Raw genomic sequence first — 18,851 nt, forward strand, 5'->3', positions numbered from 1 at the left:
TGATAAATGAAATTATATCGGCGATTTTCTGAATATATCGGCGCAACTCCATTTATACCGGCGATTCCCCAAATATATCAGCGCAACTCCATTTATATCAGCGATTTTTTCAATATATCGACAATAATAGCGACTTATAAAATAAAAAAATGTGAGTCCAAAATACATTTTGGACTCACATTTCCTTTACTATACTCGAACGTGTAATTTCATATTTGGATTATAAAACTGGCTTGGGCTCTTCAACTGAAAAGTTCCTCCACCTTCATGCCAATCAACCGTTAACTTATCGTCCATAAATACAAGCTTTGTACGATCAGCGATAAAATTCATTGTGCTTGATTCAATATCCACATCGCGCTCATCTTTTTCTGCTACAGCTACTAAATCGATGATTCCGCTCATGACACAACCGCAACCCTCATTATCGTAAAATAACTTTATATATTTCGCTTCGCTTGGAATCGTATCCATAATCTTTTTATATGCTGCTTCTGTTACAGTAACGTACATATGTTAATCTTCATCCTCTCTTCTCTTATCATTCATATATTGTATCACCATTTTTCTTAAAAGTTATATACAGAAAATTAAGACTAATATACAATGTATGTGATAAAGTTTCAGCAATCGAGCTTTTATGAGTAGTTCATGCAGGAGAAAGGATGTTTACTATCTGTGTTCAAACTACAACGATATCCTATGTTATTAGGTCTATTTAGTAGTTTCTTCATTTCTAGCGGAATGCTATTACAGCATGTACTTCCCTATTCTCCTTCTATTGGCTGGATTCTAGGTTTTATTTGTTTCCTATCCGCTTCTTATTTTGCTACGAAGAATACAAACAACTCATAAAGCAAGAATCATCTTAAGGAGGATTATTAAACATGCCAGCCTTAAAAAAAATAGAGCAATCACTCGATTACTTATTTCAAATTGAAAAATACGGGAAAGATAGTGCCTTTAGTCGATTTATCCCAGCCGTATATGATCCTATCAAATTTCCTTGGCAACAATTTTTTGAAGCAAATTTTGTAGATTTATTTAACGGCCTTATGATGCACGGATCTGAAAATGTAAACAAAGTATTTTTAGCTGTATTCCCTACAGATGACGTTCTTGAAACATTCATTTCACAATCCACACCTGGTGATTTACTCTTTATGCACCATCCCCTTGTAATGGAGTGTGGTGATCCGCTTGGAAGATCAGGCCGCGGTTTCATACCAATTCCTGAAAAATATTTGCAAGGAATAAAAGAAAAACAACTTTCTATATATACATGTCACGTACCAATGGATTTTCATCAAACACATGGAACGAGTATTTCAATTGCAAAAGCATTAAACGCTACTGTAGTGGACGACTTTGCATATGGAGGTCCAGAACAAGAACCAGTTGGCCTTATTTGTGAAATAGATGAAACATCAACAGAAGCACTCCAAAAACATCTAAAACAACTCTTCCAGATTCCTTACACAGACTTCGAAGGTAAACGACATGATTCCATCAAAAAAATCGCAATTATCGCTGGATGTGGCGATGTTGTATCTTTAATGAAGGAAGCAGAAGAAAAAGGTGCTGAAGCATATATTACAGGAGAAATCCATTGCCATATCGACAATGATTACGGCCGACATAAATACTCGCTCATTATGGATTATGTAAAAGAAACGAATATGTCTCTAATTGGCGTGTCACACTCTGCCTCTGAATATTTAGTAAAAGAGACATTGATGTATGATTGGTTTAAAGAGAATTTTGATGTGGATGTTATTTTGCTTCCGCAGAAGAAATGGTGGCTCTAACACTACTTAATTCTCCTCCCGCTATCTTTTGAAATCTAGACACAAAATACGATCTGCCACACAAAATTATAGAATTCATAATATATATATAGTAGTTCTATTTTAAAAACTAGATTTTGAAAATATAGAAAGGAGAACATATATGTACCCACGTAATTATTTTAGTTGCGACGGCAGGCGCAACAGCGGTTCTAACGGAAACACTGGGCCCACGGGGAACACCGGACCCACGGGGAACACCGGACCTACTGGTAATGCTGGACCTTCCGGAGCGGGTTTCCAAAGTACTACCACCTTCAGTCTAGCAGCGGCTCCCAACTATAAAAAAGGGCAAGTTGTCACTTATACGGGCAGCGGCTATGTTGTAAAAAAAGATGCACCTCAAGGGTTTCCTAATATATCTCCAGATTATATCGTATTAGTAGAAAGTGGACCTACCGGTAGTACCGGACCTTCCGGCATCACTGGCCCTACGGGGAACACCGGACCTTCCGGCATTACTGGGCCTACGGGGAACACTGGACCTTCCGGCATCACTGGCCCTACGGGGAACACCGGACCTACTGGCATCACTGGCCCTACGGGGAACACCGGGCCTACTGGCATTACTGGGCCTACGGGGAACACTGGACCTTCCGGCATCACTGGCCCTACGGGGAACACCGGGCCTACTGGCATTACTGGACCTACGGGATCTGCCGATAGTGCTTCAGCAAAAAGTATTGTTTTTCAAGGAACAAATGCTGGTTTTCAACGTATAGCGGGTTCTCCTGGAATTGACTCCAATGTTATTCCATATGTCACTGCTGGAGCCGGTAGTATTGTCGGCTTTTCTGCGTCTATAAATATAAATAATTTACCTGCTGCTATTTATACGATTAATATTTGCAGAAATGTCCCAACAAACCTTACAACCCCTTCTTCTAGCTACATCCTATCTACTATTACCTTAACTACTACTGACAAAATTACCGGAACTATGGTATTTTCCATTAAACCAACGGATAGCGGATCAGAACAAATTCAAGTATTTAATCCTACTCCGGCAGTAGGTCCCGCTACTGTAACTTGGACTAGCATTACAACTGGAAACCCAGTTGCAAGAGGAGATGCTATATCCCTTTATATTACCCCTGGAATTACTGCAAGTGCTGTATATTCTGTTTTTCTAATTACTAACATATAGCAATTCATTTCATAAAAAAGGACCCGAGATTCGGGTCAACAAATAGAAATATAAATGAACTACAACAAATAACAGACAAAGCCATTATATATTTTTCGTAGTAAAACATCCATTAATTTCTTTTTACACTATCAATATATTATTTTTCGTTATCGTCCTCTTTTTTAGAACGTCTACCTAAGAAGAATACAAGAACTAATAATATAATTAACAGTAGTACTCCGCCGATAATGTAATATAATGTGTAGTCTTTTTTCGCTTCTACCGCTGTATCATTTAACTTATCAGCTGTCTTTCCTTCAATTGTAAATTTCTTCGTCCATTCCCATTTTTGATCGCCATCAGTGGCTTTCACTTCTACTCGGTACGTTCCTGGATCAAATGCTTTGTTTTCCCAGCTAATAGCATAATCAAAGTTTGAGTTTGGCGCCATTCTTAAATTTTCTTTTTTCGCTTCAAATAAAACGTCTCTACCTTTTTCTTTATATACTTTTGCATCAACACTTAAATTTTTTAACATTGCTGGCTTTACGTTTTGTAAATTTGCAGTAACAACGTTACGCCCGTTAATTTGTGTTGGCTTTACTTCGTTTAATTTCATGCCTGGTTTTACTTCAGCATCCGTCTCTTTTAAAACAACACCAATTGCGTATGCATATTTATTTTCAATTTGCACACCTTCATCTTTTTTCTTTGCATTCTCATCTTCTTTTTCTTTAAAGTATAAACCACCTAAAATAACACCATCAAACGACTCACTTGGCATTTCTAGGTTTATATCAACTGTCACTATGCTGTTAGCTGGGACTTTCGTTTCTTTTGGCATTTTAGCAATTTTAGAAAACGGATATTTCAAAGTAGAATCCGTTTTTGGTTCTACTGTACTATAATCTGTAATACCATTGCTATTCGTAATTGCTGTATTAGCAAACGATTCTACCACAACTTCTTTATTCGTATCATTTTTCATTTGGACTTGAATTGTTTGCTTTTGTCCAGGTTGCATTTTCAAATCAAAATACGTTTGATTTTTATCAATTTGATTTTCTGGTATAACTGCTGTCACAGCGAATTTCATTTCAGCTGCATATACTGAAAAAGCGTTTACCATGAAGAATGTAATTAATAGTAAGCTAGTAAATAGTTTTTTTACCATCTCTTATATAATCCCCTTCATATCCATTTTATAGACAAGAAAGAGACAAGGTTAAAGCCATTCCCTTATCTCTTCTCATTTTCCTCTTTTATCTTAAAATTCCTCTTACTTACATAGGAGCGTCTGTTAGTTCCCAAGTTAGTGAAGTTGTGTATTGTGTTTGTTCTTTTTTCGTTTTACCTGGTACAGATAACTCTACGCTTTGTTTCGCTTCTGTTGCATCTTTACCAAACGTATTTACCCATGTACCTATACCTTGGTTTTCTTTTGCATCGATTAAATCAGATGCTGAACCACTTGGATTTAATGTGATAGATTGTTCTGCTGTTGGTGCGTCGCTACCTGCATTTGATTTCAAAGCTGAATTTTTTAATGTTAATGCCGCGCCATCCAACGCTTTATCATCTGCAGTTTTGAATTGACCATTTTGTTTTACTGTTAAATGCCATCCAGCATTTGTACCACGATTATCTGTTACTTGAACGTAGTTCGGCACGTCAATTACAGAACCGTCTACTTTTTTCTTTACTTTATCTAATTCTGCAAAGTAGATTTCGTTATTCCCTGATGCTTTTTGTGTTTTAAAGTTGAAGTTAGATACATAATCAATACTTAGTGGACCATCTGTACCTTTTTTATCTGGATCAACTGGATCTACAGTTTCATCTGGATTCTCTGGATTAACAACATCAATTTTATCTGTATTTTTCTCGAATTTAATGAATGCTTTTGAGTCTAATTTCCCGCCATCTTTCTCAGCTGCAAATGCAGACGTTCCTACTGATACTGATGATAATGTTACCGCTCCAATTAATGCTATTTTTGCTAGTTTCATAGTTTTATACCCCTTTATGATCATTTTTAAAATTCAGTCATTCTTAATTTTCAATCTTGTATAAGCTTAGTTTGGTGTATCTTCTAAAGTCCAAGTTAACTCAGCTGAATATTTCGCACCTTTTTCTTTCGCTGTCGTACCTGGTACGAATAAGCTCACACTCTGTTTACCTTGTTCTGTTCCTTTACCAAATGCAGTCGTCCAATCACCCATACCTTTATTCTTTGCGGCAGTAGTAATTTCCACCGCATCTCCACCTGGAGCTAGCGTTACTTTATTTTTAAATGTTGTAGGTGCATATTGTGCATCAGTTACAGAATTTACAGCTGGGTTACTTAAGCTTAAAGCTGCATTTGTTAACTCACTATTACCACTTTTAAATTGTGCATTTTGCTTTACTTTCAATTTCCATCCTGCATTTGTACCACGGTTATCTGTTACAGATACGAAGTTAGGTACTTCAACTGTTTTGCTCCCTTGTTTCACTTTATCCAATTTTGCAAAGTATGTTTGATCATTACCAGAGATAACTTGCTCGCCGAAGTGTAAGTTAGAAACGTAGTTAATACTTAATGGACCTTTTGTTCCTTTTTCATGGTCACCAGGGTTCTCTGGTGTAACTTTTTCATTTGGATTTTCTGGATTGTTTGGATCTGTTGTGCTTGTATCTTCAATAAACGTTACATCGGTTTTTGATTTCATATTTGCTTTCTCTTCCGCAAATGCTGAAGTTCCTACTGCTGCAACTGATGTTAATGATACTGCACCGATTAATGCTAATTTTGCTAGTTTCATATGTACCTTCCCCTTTTCTCTGTTTTCATCTATTTTTTATTTTGAATACACTTGCTTTCCCCTAATTCTTTTGAATACATATAGAGATAAAACAATCGAAAACAATCCTATATATTGTTTGAAGTCCCGTGTCTGGCCTCCTGTTTTCGGTAAATATTTATCTCCATTTTTATTTTTATCAACTGTCTCTTTTTTTGTATTTATCTTTGTCGGATCAGTTGATGTATTTGGTGTATAGCTATTCGAAAATGTAATACCCGCTTTTGAATTCGTACTTGTAGCCGTTACTACATTTGCCATAAGAAACGGCACACATATAACTGTGGAAACGATAATACCAACTATTTTTTTCATTACTCTCTCCTTTCTAAAATTTATATATTTCATATATTTTTAGAGAGGAGCATCGGTTAATGTCCATTCTAGCTGTCCAGCATATTTAGTATTTGCTTTGACATTCGGCCCTGGTTTTACTTGTAAATGAATTCCTTCGTTTTCCTTCCAATTTAGTGAAACCTCCTCGTCGTTTTTAGAAATATACGAGAATGCTTCTATACTAGAGGTACTTAAAGGTGTATCCTTTCCATTTCGTTTGTAAATCAATGCTCCTGTCAATGTGTCATTTTGCGCTGAAGTTAATGGTGTGATTTCCTTTACATATACACTCCATTTTTGCTTTTTAACACGATCATCGGTTACCTTTAAAGGATTTGAAATCGTCTTCGGTGCGTATGTCGTTGTTTTCGATGGAATTGTTAAATCTCCAAATGTAATTTCTTTTGGTACGTCTACTAACTTTAAAGTCCCATCAACGACAGTAACCGGCACTTGAATCTCCGCTTGTACACCTTGCTTCGTTTCAATTACAACCGTTACAGTATGATTCCCTATTGTTTTGGTATCTGGAATATTGATTAACTTCACTACTGATATTGGTTTATCTACATCCAAATTCGTATCTACAGATAAATCTGTCACAAATTTAGAAATATCCATTTTTGTTAAATCTGTTCCTTGCACTACTTTTTGTGGGACTGGTTTCCCAGTTGGAATACCTTTATACCTTATTTTTGCGATTCCATCTCGATTACTATCTTGTCCATTCTTATCGCCATCTAAATAATTTTTAGCTGACACCGGTATTTCAAGATAACCATCTTTGTAATATTTCATTACATTAGCACCTTTTACAGGAGAACCTGTAATTGTCATTTCATAAATTTTCCCGTTGAATTCTTCTGTTTTTAGCGCATTTACTTTCGCAACCGCAGTGACTTTATTGTTTGTCCTGCTAATATCAAAGAAGCTACTTACATCATCTCCACTCTCCACATCTTGAATGGAAACATCATTCACAGTAAAATCCTTATTCACTTCACTTTCTAATACAAAAGATTTCGCATAGTGAATCCCTTTCGATTGAGCAGGCATATTTTGATATACCTTATAAGAAAGTTGACGGGAATTATCTTCCACAATATCTCCTATTACACTTGGAGCTGGAATTTCAATTTGTGCAATCGCTAATTGGTCGTATGATACATTAACACCTGAAGCATTTAATCTAACTTCTAGCGGTAATTCTGTTAAATTATCAAATGTAATTGTCATATCTGCTTCTGGAGTAGCTACTGGACCTGCTGTTCCAGAAAACTCGATTTTATTATTCCCTTTGTCTTGATACCTAATTGAACTCGTATCATACACGTATAAATTCGTTAAATGACTACCATCATTACGTAACGTTACATTTTTATAACTATTTATCCTTTTGAAATTCCACATTGCCGTTAATGGTACTTTTTTACTTGTTCCGTGTTCATAAAATTCAAAGGAAGCATTATAAGTTTGTCCTGACCTTCCGTTCCCATATAATTGTAAAAAGTTTTTTGCATCACCTTTAGTTATTGGTGTTTTAACATCTACAGATGAAGCTGTCATAGAGTGAATATTAATACGGACATCAATCCATTTCCCTTGATATTCACCAGCTTTTTTTACTAATACGTACTGTTCTCTATTTGAATTTCTAAATGTATATTGACTTTGACCAGTTCTGTCATTGCTACTACCCTTTACCTCATATGTTACTTGTGGGCTCCAAACAAATCTAAAAGCATATTTACCCGAGATAGAAGGCCCTTCACCTGTTCTATTATTTATTACCTTTACATTTGGATATTTAAGAATACTTGTAACAGGACTAGCAGCTAGTAGAGATTGGCTCTTTAATACCTTCTCAGCTTGAATAGCAGGTAATTCCTGATTATTTTCGTTTATCCTATTGCTCTCTTTTAATTCATTTTCCTTTGGTACGAGTTCTTCATTAACCTTTTCTTTCGCTAAAGTCTTCGTTTCTTTTGGAACTTCAGCATTAGTAGAATTTATTTCTTGTTTTTTATTTTCTTCCGATACTTTCACTTTTTCACTTATTTCTTTTCTCATAACTTCCTCTGAAGCCTTTGGATTTTCATCAGAAATGGCTACATTTAAAGCCTCTTTTTTCTCTACAACATGTAGAGAAGGAGATTCAATTTTCTTTTCATCCCCTTCAAACTTCACTATCGGTTCAAATTTGTACTCTCCAGCTTTTTTCATTTGAATGACTACATATACGTCACCGATAAAATTACTTTGTTCATTCTTTTCAATTTTTACAATGTGATCTTCTGTTACTGAAATGTTTTGAATCGCTTTATTGTTTTCGTTCATTTTTTTCGTTTCTGCTTCATTGAACAGCTGTTCATTAGATAATTTCAGCTCGATATTAGCATCTTGTTTATTTGTATTTGTAATCTTTAATACCACATTTTCATCAACTTTTATTTCTTGTTTATCCATATGAACGATAAAACGTCCTTGCTCGTCGTTTGTAACCGCATAAACTTTCGTTGCAGAGTAATCTAGCACACCAACTTGCGTAAATAATATTCCTCCAGCGAGAAGTATACGCCCAAATTTACCTATTTGATTTTGCAATGTACTTCCCTCCCTCACTTCTTATGAACCGAATATTTCGAACATTAAATTTATTATTCAGCTAAATTTACAATCATAATGTGTATTCCTAGAAAATAAAAAGCCTGGTTGCCTTTTCGATTTTCATACATCACAACATGTGTGAAAATCCAAACTGCAACCAGACTATCATAGTAATTTTCATTACCTTAGACTCTTAGCTTTGCGACCTATCCTTTCGAATAGTGTGCCCATTTATTTTTTCTTTTTGAGACAATAAAAAATCCGGTTGCCTCTTCGATTTTCATACATACAACTATGTGTGAAAATCCAAACTGCAACCAGACTATCATAGTAATTTTCATTACCTTAGACTCTTAGCTTTGCGACCTATCCTTTCGAATAGTGTGCCAAAAATAGGTATTTATTTATCGTGTTTTGAATATACCATTAAAACCCAAAAAAGAAAATAGTTTTTTTAGAAAAAAACAATTAATTTTTATAGTCTAAATTTTTCACTGAAAAATCCATAATAAAAACTAAAAAAACATTTTGATCTTAGAAATACATCATACATTCTTTATCGATAAAATGAGATTTTTACTATCCACAAATAGCAAGATAAAATAGAAAAACATCACTTATTTGGAAGTGATGTTTTTTCTATTTAATGCAGTGGTAACATAACCTCAACCGTCGTTCCAACCCCAACTTCACTTTCAAAATTCATTTTACCGTTGTGGTCTTTAATAATTTTTTCTGTAACTACTAAACCTAGACCAGTTCCTGTTTCTTTCGTTGTATAAAAGGCTTCATTTAACTTTGGAATTTTATCTTTCGGAATGCCGCATCCCTCATCTTTCACTTGAATGATGATTCCATCTTTTACAGTAACTTTAATCGTAATTGTTCCGCCAACTGACATTGCTTCAATTGCATTTTTAATTAAATTAAAAAAGACCTGTTTTAATCGTTTTTCATCACATGTAATTGATGGTAAGTCTTTACTGTAAATACCTTGTATGTAGACTCCTTGTTTTAAAGCAGGCTTTTCCATAACTCGAATAACATAAGAGATAATTTCTTGTATGTTATGAGTTTCTGATTCTAGTGATTTAGATTTCTCAAATCCACTAAGTTCTGTAGCAATTATATGAATCCGATCTACTTCTTGTTTCATAATATCACTATAAATTTTATCCTCTGGATGCTTGTCTGCTTGTTTATTCACAAGTTTTTTTAAGTTTGCTAAAGGTCTTCTAATCTTATAACCAATAACCGTCGCCATTTTTCCAACAGCTGCTAGTTTTTCTGTCTGTTTTATTTCTTTGTCCATCATCTCAAGCGTACGAACGTAAGACTGAACCCTCAAAAATATAATCCAACATATGATAGTAAATACACTATATAATGCCATTGGGATTAAAACGAGAGAAGATTGAATAATGATTCCTGTAAGAGCGTACTTCCCGACAAGTATCGCTGGAACTAACCAGAAATATCTTTTGTTCACAAAGATTGGTGCGAACAAAATAAAAAATACTTCTACTATATTTCCACCGTCAAATTCCGCATCGCTACCATAATAAATCATAATGTTATGGATACAATCTAATACATTATAGCCAATTAGAATAATATACTTTACCACAAAAACATTCTTCCATTTCATAAAGTATATTCCAATGCAAAACAATACTACCGTCAAAAAGTAAAGCCATAAACCTAAACCATCTTCAAACTTTCCTACGCCTTCTTGCTCTCCCGCGATTAAAGGTACGATAAATTCATAGGCAAGATCATACACAAAAAATATAATAAAAAATAAACTTAAAAATACTTTCAACGCCTTTATTTCTTCATTTTTAAATATATAGCCTTTATTCATATGGTAACTCCTAGCTTTTCTTCCACTTGGATTTCAGTATTTCCACACTCCCTTGGGAGAATGATGTCTATTCTCGTTCCAGTATCTCTTTCACTTGAAATATGCAGCTCACCAAGGTGCTCGGCGACAATTCGATTCGCTACCGTAAGTCCCAGACCAATTTTATCTTGTTTCGTTGTATAAAAGGCCTCTGTAACACGAGTTAAGTTTTCTTGCTTAATACCATAACCATTATCGATTACGCTGATTATTACATATTCTTTCCCTTTATTCTCTAATTGCAAATGTAATATGCCACCTTGTTCCATTGCCTCTAAAGCATTTTTTATCGTATATAAAAAGACTCCTCTTATTTTTCGTTCATCACATTCAACTTCTATTGTTTTTTCTTCCACATTAGAAATAAACTGTACGTTTAATTCATTCATTTTTTCGCGAAGACTTGTTATTACTTGTAATACAATTTTTCCTACATCATGTTTCTTATAAATAGAAGGTTTGCATGTAGCAACTTCCATTAACTCACTTATCATATTATTCATATTTTCTATTTCAAAAATCATACGTTTATAAATAGGATCCTCTTCATGCTTCTCTCGTTGTAATTGCGTAAATCCTTTTAATGAAGCGAGTGGATTTTTAATTTCATGTCCAACCGTCGCTGCCATTTTTCCGATTACTGCTAATTTCTGTGATTCGCTAGCAATCGCAATACTTTCCTTTACGGCTGAAAGATATTGTAAAAATCGATTTAAAATGATATATGCAGCTATTAACATAAGCGTATACATAATAAGGAACATAAATGCTTTTACTTCCTCTAATACAAATAAATAAATTAAATATTTTCCTACAATAGAGGAAAGTAAAAACACATAGAATTTTTTATTTAAAAATATAGGTACAAAGAAAATGAGAATAATTTCTATTATATTTGTCGCATCAAACGCCGCTTTATTATAAAAAACATATGCAAATATATTAGCGATTTCTATCGCTATGTATGCAAATATCCATGCATATTTAACAAGGTTTGCCTTCTCTTTTTTCATTAAATATATATTCACGCACAGTATTGCTACTCCGCAAATAACTTGCCATATTATGTTGTATCCCTTATCCATTATTGATTTCTCTTCTAATACGATTGCATAGAAAATTTGATATACAATAACAATGACATATAACACCCATAAAAGGATTTTTGCATTCTTTTCTTCTTCTTTATATGATAGAAAACTTTCTTTCACTTCAACACCCCTTCAAAATAATATCTCGAAGAATACCATTTATTATAATAAATGATTTTCATAGACAAACAAAGATAAATCGAACATTTGAGGAAAATCGTACCAAAAACGCAATATATTTAGACTATATACAGAGCATAAAATCTATGATCATTAATACGTATATTATGGAGGATGTTTTATATAGACGGCCTAAAAAGTAAAACAAAGCTTTTAGAATGGAGCCTATTGATAGAACAGGGGGAAATTTATGTTTATTACTGTCGAGAAAGATGTGCATATTTTTGTGCAAGACGTTAATCCTGGTCCAGGTAGTAAGACTGTTTTCTTCGTTCACGGATGGCCTTTAAATCATCAAATGTATCAATATCAACTCAATGTTTTACCAGAGCATGGCTTTCGCTGTATCGCCATGGATATACGAGGGAATGGACAATCTGATAAGCCATGGACTGGTTACACGTATGATCGATTAGCCGATGATATCGCAATTGTTCTAGAAGCACTCCAAGTAGAGAACGCTACATTAGTCGGTTTCTCAGTTGGTGGTGCTCTTTCTATTCGATATATGTCTCGCTATAATGGGCGCCGCATTTCTAAGCTCGCATTAATTGACGCTGTCTCTCCCTCTTTCGTTAAAAATCAAGAGTCCCCTTACGGTGTACCGAAAGAACAAGCAGATGCTCTCATTAATCAAATGTATGCTAATTTACCAAAATTTTTAAATGATGTATCTTTATCCTTTTTCAATAGAAACTTAGGAGCTGCAACCCTTGAATGGTTTTCTTATCTCGGTATGCAGTCCGCTTCTTATGCCCTTATCAAAATTTTACAAGCAGCTGCAAATGAAGATGTAACGAAAGATTTAAATAAAATTAACGTCCCAACAAAAATCTTCCACGGCGTTCACGACCAACTAATTCCTTACAAAAGTGCTGAACTTACGCAACAACGAATTAAAAATTCTCAGTTACATGCTCTTACAAATAGTGGTCATGGTTCACCAATCGATCAAGCGGATGAATTAAATAAAGAACTAATAAAATTTTTACAGACATAACAACTGCAATATAAGAATGAACGTTAACATAATCGTTTTTTATAAAACATAAAATTCACACATTTCTCACAAATACACAAATAAAACGATTATATTTTCATATATACTAAATGTACAAGTAATACTCCCTAAACCCAGCTTGTCTGGTTACCCCGTTAAATACTATGAAAAAAGAACTTGTATCGTTATACAAGTTCTTTTTGTTTCTTTTATTTAAAGAGGATATCTTTACTATATTGATTTCCAACGAGTAAATCATATTGAAGCATTTTATATTGCTCTAACATTTCTTTTTGTTTCTTTGTTAAATCATTGATTACTTCTCCATTTTTATCAACTTTTAATTCATCTCTAAGCACTGGTATTTCCTTGTAAAGTTCCGATAAAAATTGATAAAATAAGGATTTATTTAATCCTGCATAATCAAAAATAAGATTAGAAAAATGAATTGGGCTTACTAAACCTAAATTATCATTTGGCATATCAAAGTTTGCATACATTAATAACGGAGTTTGCGCCATCGCTAAACGTTCGCTCGGTGTTTTTTCATTCGTTATATACCCATTTTCTTTATAAAAAGATTTATTTGTTCCTAATGATGGAAGATGATCTCCAAAGAATACTAATAATGTAGGTCTATCTAGATTATCTAGTTGCTCTATTAAATATTGAAGAGCCTCATCTGAACGTCTTAATCCTTCTGTATACGTCTCTAATTCTCCCTTTGATTCTTCATTTTCTAGACCGCTAATTTCTATTAGGTTTTCACCAAATCGGCCTTCTGTAAATGGAAAATGATTTTGCATCGTAACTGCATGAATAAATGTTGGCTGTTTTTGTTCCTCTAACTCAGCAATTATCTCTTTACTCATCGCTAAATCACTAATATAATCTCCATCAATATCCACATTTTCCATCGTGTCATCTGCATTAAACTTATCAAATCCTAACACCTTATATACATCGTCACGTTTAAAGAATGTGCGACCAAATGAATGAATTGCACTTGTGTAATAACCTTCTTTCTTCAACGCCGTAGGGATTGATGGAATTTCTTTCTTATTTGTAATGACCTGCTGATATGGTATAGAACCTGGCTTTAACAAACTCATTGAATAACTTGTTAATGCCTCAAATTCAACGTTCGCCGTATTTCCCCCAAATGTAGGAGAAATAGTTTGTCCACCAGGAAAGTTTTCTATATAATGATGTAAATTTGGTACAGGATCTTCACTAAAAGAAAGGTTAGTTACTTTCGTCGGATCCCAAAACGATTCACTCATTACAAAAATAATATTCGGTTTCTCTTTTTTCTTTTGGCTCCCTATATTTCCACTATATTGTTTTTTTATATCGTTTGCTATTTGAAGCATATTTTCTTTAGAATAATTTTTTGGTTTTTCCATAACTGTTGTATCTAAATTGCTAATAAACCCAAGTACAAAACCATTTGAAGCATAGTTCTCATTTTGATTCCACAAAACAAAATCTACACCTGATTTTTGAAATACTTTATTCATAAATGTATTCGCAAAATTACCGTACGCATATAAAACAAAAATAGATCCTACTACTAATAAGGCTCTAATTCCTAGATGAATCTTTACATTTTGAATATAGCTTCTCATATATATCCCTGCAACAATACAAGCTACGATACTTAAGATAATGACAAAAATATAGCTCCAGCTAAAATAGTCCATCACCATCGGTATAACAGATTGCATATGCGTAATTTGTGTGAAATCAGAAGGATATAACGGATCGCCTCTGAAAATAAGCTTTAAATAATTCACAATACCTAAAATGACTAACGTACAGCTCGTTAAAACCATACTTAGAAAAACCTTACCTATTAAATTATATACAAGAATATATATTGCATAAATTACTACAAAACTTAATATAAACTGCATATTATAAAAGTAAATCCAATTCATTGCCTCTATGAAAATCATATTAACTTGCATGACAATATAAAATAACGCTACTGTATGAGCTAGTAAAAGTAATATAAAATGCACTCGCAGGGATGCTCTAAGTATAGACATCTCTTTTTTATTGAAATGCGTAATATAAAACGTTATGCCCCATATGAAAATCATCATAACACTTAAAACAAGCTTTTGATTTAAATGATCTTTCATCATATCTAAATTAAAAACCTTTAAAATCATAAACAGCATAGTTATTACTAATAAAGTCACCATACTACTTATAATGCTAGAAATTAATATATTTCTTTTTGGAAGATGAAAAAGTGTAGAACCATACTTCAATTCATTCCCTCGTTTCTATGTCTTAATTTCCCTCGCATCGAAAGAACTATTTCTATTAAAATAACATATATTACATATTTCGTCTGCATACTTGTTTCTATCATAAATGTATTGTCTTAATATTCCCTTAATCAACAGTTAAATTGTGGCATACAAATTACTCATTCTTGAAAAACTTAATTTCAGCATTCCACTTTATGATACAATAACTATTTTTTAGAAGTCCTGCTATTAAAGATTTAACATGAAAATACGAAAGAATTAATAAAAAGGCGTTGCACGTTTTTAACAACTATTACTATAACGAAAAGAACCTGCCACAAGACAGGTTCTTTTCGTTATTTTATGATAAAAGAGAAAATGATTAGTATGTGTATTATATAAAGGGAAGCAGCCATATTTTCCATACGATACATACGAGTACTATAATTACAAAATCAAAAAAATCTAATCTCGGACCTTTTTTCATATTCATATGTAGCCACATATGAAACCACTTTATTTTTGTATATTTATGGATGTTTTTCTTTGCAAATCGGTAAATAAGCATTTGCATGATAAAAAATCCGGCCACAAAAATAAATAATAAGATGAGAAATCCAATCACAAAATTCCTCCTATTTTTGTAGCGTTTTTTCTACTATCCGATTTTTCAACACCCACTCTTCAAACTGGGCACTTCCAAATTCCCAGCTAAGATCGCGAGCATGTACAGAAAAAACGTAATGACCAGCATATTCGTCCATAAATCTCCCTAACTCTACATCGTCTTTCTGAATACCGTATACTCCAAAATTAAAATACACATCCCATACGTCTTCATTCTTTCTCTTATAAGCAATCGATTCCATATCACATTCTGTCCCGAAATAATCAAGATGTAAATGTACGCTATCATCGTATTCGTACTCCATTTTATCACCCCTTATATTTGTACTTCTTTACCACCAAAAAAATTCCTGCTATCTACACTCACATATGGGCGATTACCTACATATCATGCTTGTAGAGTGACTTCTAGGAGGTGTTATATAGTGAAAAAATTAATCGCGATTTTTTGCATCATGTTACTAGCTGTTTTTACTTTTGCTGCTTGTAGTAGTAAAAAAGAAGGTACGAAAGAACAAACTCAAAACATTCGCGTCGGCGAAGTTACCCATTCTCTCTTCTATGCCCCATTATATGTTGGGATTGAAAAAGGATTTTTTAAAGATGAAGGACTAAATATTGACCTACAAACAACAGCTGGTGGCGATAAAACGATGACCGCCCTATTATCTGGCGGAATTGATATTGCTCTCGTCGGTTCTGAAACGTCTATTTACGTTCATCAACAAGGAGCGAAAGACCCTGTCATTAATTTTGCACAGCTTACACAAACAGATGGGACATTTTTAGTTTCACGTAAAAAACTAGACTCTTTTAATTGGAATGACGTAAAAGGTGTTACATTTTTAGGACAGCGTAAAGGCGGCATGCCGCAAATGGTTGGAGAATACGTTTTAAAGAAAAATGGCATTGACCCTCATAAAGATACAAACTTAATTCAAAATATCGAGTTTGCTAATATTGCAAATGCCTTCGCATCTGGTACTGGAGAGTTTGTACAGCTCTTTGAACCGACTGCAAGTATACTTGAGAAAGAAGGTAAAGGTTATATCGTCGCTTCATTCGGAAATGAATCTGGTACTGTTCCTTATACAACGTTCATGGCAAAAGAAAGTTTCTTAAAGAAAGATAAAGCTGCTGCTGAAAAGTTCACACGTGCTCTCTATAAAGCACAGCAATGGGTTGATACACATAGTCCAGAAGAGATTGCTGATGCTGTTTCCCCGCTATTTAAAGACACTTCAAAAGACATAACAGTAAAAGTAATTGAACGGTACAAAAAACAGCATTCTTATGCGACAAATCCACTACTAGATGCGGAAGAATGGAAACAGCTCCAAACTATTATGAAAGACGCTGGCGAATTACAAAAAGAAGTCCCACATGAAGCGCTCGTCAATACAAAAATTGCCGAAAGCGTTATTAAGAAATAGAGGCGAAGTGTATGAGTTTTTTACAAATACGTAACGTTTCTCACTGCTTTTTTGCAAAAGAGAATGCCAAACTTATTCTCGAAGACATGAGCTTACAAGTGGAAGAAGGCGAATTTATTTCTATACTCGGTCCAAGTGGTTGCGGTAAAACAACGCTCCTCTCAATCATTGCTGGACTACTTGATCCAATTGACGGTATCGTCTTTTTAGATGGTGAACCGATTACAACGAAAACATCATCTATGGGATATATGTTGCAACAAGATTACTTATTCCCTTGGAAAACGATTGAAGAAAATATTATGCTTGGACTTCATATTCGAAAGATTTATGATGAGCAGATGAAAGAACATACTTTAAATCTTTTAAAACAAGTCGGTCTTCATGGTGTAGAAGAACAATATCCTCGTGAACTATCCGGCGGTATGCGTCAACGTGCCGCTCTCGTTCGAACATTAGCGACTGATCCGAAAATTTTATTACTAGATGAACCATTCTCCGCACTCGATTATCAAACGAAATTAAAACTAGAAGAACTCGTTTTCAACTTACTAAATAAATATAAGAAAACATCACTACTTGTTACTCATGATATTGAAGAAGCGATCGCGATGAGTGATCGTATTTATTTACTGCAAGCGAATCCCGGAAAAATCGCAAAAACCTTTATCGTCCCGGAAAGTATCCGTTCTTTATCACCGTTAGAAGCACGCCATCACTACGATTTCCCAGCCCTCTTTCAAGATATATGGAAGGAGCTGGAACGACTTGGATAATATAAAACAACTACATGAACAATTTCGAAAGAACGAACGCAGACGCGCTTGGATTGCTCGCTCGCTACAACTTTTACTACTTATTCTTTTCTTTGCACTATGGGAAATAGCTAGTAAAAAAGAATGGATTGATCCTTTACTCTTTAGCTCTCCTTCGAGTATTTGGGATCTCTTCTTAACGAAATGGATCGACGGTTCACTTTGGGCCCACATATGGACGACATTACTGGAAACAGGAGTAGGCTTCATTCTCGGAACAGTACTTGGTGCTATTATTGCCACGTTCCTTTGGTGGATGCCACTTCTGGCCCGCGTACTTGATCCTTATCTCGTCGTCCTAAATGCAATGCCAAAAGTTGCACTCGGTCCAATCATCATCGTTATTTTCGGTCCAAACATTTCATCTTCTATCGCAATGGGAGTAATCATTTCCATCATCATTACCATTCTCGTTATTTACAGTGCATTTCAAGAAGTCGATTCTAACTATATAAAAGTGATGGACACATTTGGTGCAAATAAATGGCAATGTTATAAGCAAGTCGTTCTCCCTGCATCCTTTCCAGCAATTATCTCAACGTTAAAAGTAAACGTTGGTTTATCCTGGGTCGGTGTTATTTTCGGAGAACTTCTCGTTTCCAAACAAGGACTTGGCTACTTAATTAGCTACGGATTCCAAGTCTTTAACTTCACACTCGTCTTACTTAGCGTACTACTCACATGTGTTCTTGCAACTCTTATGTATGTATTTGTTGAGGCATTTGAAAAAATTCTAATTGGAAAAAGAAAAAGAAGCTGACTCAAAACAGTACGCTATA

The 18,851-nt window shown here is 34.3% G+C and carries 18 protein-coding genes and 2 riboswitches; of the genes, 7 read left to right on the forward strand and 11 right to left on the reverse strand.

Features of this window, described 5'->3' with window-relative positions; translation table 11 throughout:
• Window positions 1-189 precede the first annotated feature (189 nt).
• A complete protein-coding gene (locus MHH27_RS24785; protein WP_000289570.1) occupies window positions 190-513 on the reverse strand; it encodes an iron-sulfur cluster biosynthesis family protein in 324 nt (107 codons plus the stop codon).
• A gap of 165 nt (window positions 514-678) precedes the next feature.
• Here MHH27_RS24785 and MHH27_RS24790 point away from each other — a divergent pair, with 165 nt between their 5' ends.
• The 3 genes from MHH27_RS24790 (at window position 679) to MHH27_RS24800 (ending at window position 2,994) form a co-directional block, all read left to right on the forward strand.
• Window positions 679-855: a hypothetical protein gene (locus MHH27_RS24790; RefSeq protein WP_015406513.1), complete on the forward strand. Its 177-nt coding sequence runs from the start codon at window positions 679-681 to the stop codon at window positions 853-855.
• A gap of 32 nt (window positions 856-887) precedes the next feature.
• On the forward strand, window positions 888-1,808 hold the full coding sequence (locus MHH27_RS24795) for a Nif3-like dinuclear metal center hexameric protein (RefSeq protein ID WP_065229465.1): 921 nt from the start codon (window positions 888-890) through the stop codon (window positions 1,806-1,808).
• Between the two features lie 142 nt (window positions 1,809-1,950).
• On the forward strand, window positions 1,951-2,994 hold the full coding sequence (locus MHH27_RS24800; protein ID WP_098236125.1) for a collagen-like protein: 1,044 nt from the start codon (window positions 1,951-1,953) through the stop codon (window positions 2,992-2,994).
• 139 nt (window positions 2,995-3,133) lie between these two features.
• Here the strand turns inward: MHH27_RS24800 and MHH27_RS24805 are convergent, their stop codons facing one another.
• From MHH27_RS24805 to MHH27_RS24835, 7 genes are all read right to left on the reverse strand, one after another.
• Complete coding sequence (locus MHH27_RS24805) at window positions 3,134-4,150, reverse strand: DUF916 and DUF3324 domain-containing protein (protein ID WP_340944451.1); 1,017 nt, start codon at window positions 4,148-4,150, stop codon at window positions 3,134-3,136.
• Window positions 4,151-4,259: 109 nt separating this feature from the next.
• Window positions 4,260-4,985 carry a WxL domain-containing protein gene (locus MHH27_RS24810; protein WP_097821645.1) on the reverse strand — a complete coding sequence of 242 codons (726 nt, stop codon included), beginning with the start codon at window positions 4,983-4,985 and terminating at the stop codon, window positions 4,260-4,262.
• A 66-nt stretch (window positions 4,986-5,051) separates the two neighbouring features.
• A complete protein-coding gene (locus MHH27_RS24815; RefSeq protein ID WP_071713469.1) occupies window positions 5,052-5,780 on the reverse strand; it encodes a WxL domain-containing protein in 729 nt (242 codons plus the stop codon).
• A gap of 36 nt (window positions 5,781-5,816) precedes the next feature.
• Entirely contained in the window at window positions 5,817-6,134 is a 318-nt protein-coding gene (locus MHH27_RS24820; protein ID WP_000724871.1) for a hypothetical protein, read from the reverse strand.
• Window positions 6,135-6,173: 39 nt separating this feature from the next.
• Complete coding sequence (locus MHH27_RS24825) at window positions 6,174-8,759, reverse strand: WxL domain-containing protein (RefSeq protein WP_098250708.1); 2,586 nt, start codon at window positions 8,757-8,759, stop codon at window positions 6,174-6,176.
• A 152-nt stretch (window positions 8,760-8,911) separates the two neighbouring features.
• Window positions 8,912-9,000, reverse strand: a riboswitch (cyclic di-GMP riboswitch).
• Between the two features lie 71 nt (window positions 9,001-9,071).
• Window positions 9,072-9,160, reverse strand: a riboswitch (cyclic di-GMP riboswitch).
• A 245-nt stretch (window positions 9,161-9,405) separates the two neighbouring features.
• Window positions 9,406-10,626, reverse strand: coding sequence for an ATP-binding protein (locus tag MHH27_RS24830; protein WP_001032635.1), 1,221 nt, complete (start codon window positions 10,624-10,626; stop codon window positions 9,406-9,408).
• The gene (locus MHH27_RS24835) at window positions 10,623-11,876 is read right to left on the reverse strand and encodes an ATP-binding protein (protein ID WP_340944458.1); all 1,254 of its coding nucleotides are present in this window, start codon (window positions 11,874-11,876) and stop codon (window positions 10,623-10,625) included. The genes MHH27_RS24830 and MHH27_RS24835 overlap by 4 nt, the downstream gene beginning before the upstream one ends.
• Before the next feature lie 250 nt (window positions 11,877-12,126).
• Between MHH27_RS24835 and MHH27_RS24840 the strand changes: the two genes are divergently transcribed.
• A complete protein-coding gene (locus MHH27_RS24840) occupies window positions 12,127-12,936 on the forward strand; it encodes an alpha/beta fold hydrolase (protein WP_000471062.1) in 810 nt (269 codons plus the stop codon).
• Window positions 12,937-13,145: 209 nt separating this feature from the next.
• On the opposite strand, the gene MHH27_RS24845 is transcribed toward MHH27_RS24840, so the two are convergent.
• The 3 genes from MHH27_RS24845 to MHH27_RS24855 all read right to left on the reverse strand — a co-directional run bounded on the left by MHH27_RS24845 (window position 13,146) and on the right by MHH27_RS24855 (window position 16,129).
• On the reverse strand, window positions 13,146-15,215 hold the full coding sequence (locus MHH27_RS24845) for an LTA synthase family protein (protein WP_098236122.1): 2,070 nt from the start codon (window positions 15,213-15,215) through the stop codon (window positions 13,146-13,148).
• A 376-nt stretch (window positions 15,216-15,591) separates the two neighbouring features.
• Window positions 15,592-15,822 (reverse strand): hypothetical protein, encoded by a 231-nt coding sequence (locus tag MHH27_RS24850; protein WP_000578980.1) that lies wholly within the window; start codon window positions 15,820-15,822, stop codon window positions 15,592-15,594.
• Between the two features lie 10 nt (window positions 15,823-15,832).
• The gene (locus tag MHH27_RS24855; protein WP_000455579.1) at window positions 15,833-16,129 is read right to left on the reverse strand and encodes a DUF3986 family protein; all 297 of its coding nucleotides are present in this window, start codon (window positions 16,127-16,129) and stop codon (window positions 15,833-15,835) included.
• Between the two features lie 120 nt (window positions 16,130-16,249).
• Between MHH27_RS24855 and MHH27_RS24860 the strand changes: the two genes are divergently transcribed.
• The 3 genes from MHH27_RS24860 to MHH27_RS24870 are packed head-to-tail and all read left to right on the forward strand — an operon-like array spanning window position 16,250 to window position 18,832.
• Complete coding sequence (locus tag MHH27_RS24860; RefSeq protein ID WP_000733140.1) at window positions 16,250-17,257, forward strand: ABC transporter substrate-binding protein; 1,008 nt, start codon at window positions 16,250-16,252, stop codon at window positions 17,255-17,257.
• A gap of 11 nt (window positions 17,258-17,268) precedes the next feature.
• Complete coding sequence (locus MHH27_RS24865; protein ID WP_000009022.1) at window positions 17,269-18,033, forward strand: ABC transporter ATP-binding protein; 765 nt, start codon at window positions 17,269-17,271, stop codon at window positions 18,031-18,033.
• A complete protein-coding gene (locus MHH27_RS24870; RefSeq protein ID WP_088024708.1) occupies window positions 18,026-18,832 on the forward strand; it encodes an ABC transporter permease in 807 nt (268 codons plus the stop codon). The genes MHH27_RS24865 and MHH27_RS24870 overlap by 8 nt, the downstream gene beginning before the upstream one ends.
• Window positions 18,833-18,851 lie beyond the last annotated feature (19 nt).

Origin of the sequence: Bacillus sp. FSL L8-0152 (assembly GCF_038006365.1) — a bacterium.
Classification (GTDB): Bacteria; Bacillota; Bacilli; order Bacillales; family Bacillaceae_G; genus Bacillus_A; species Bacillus_A cereus.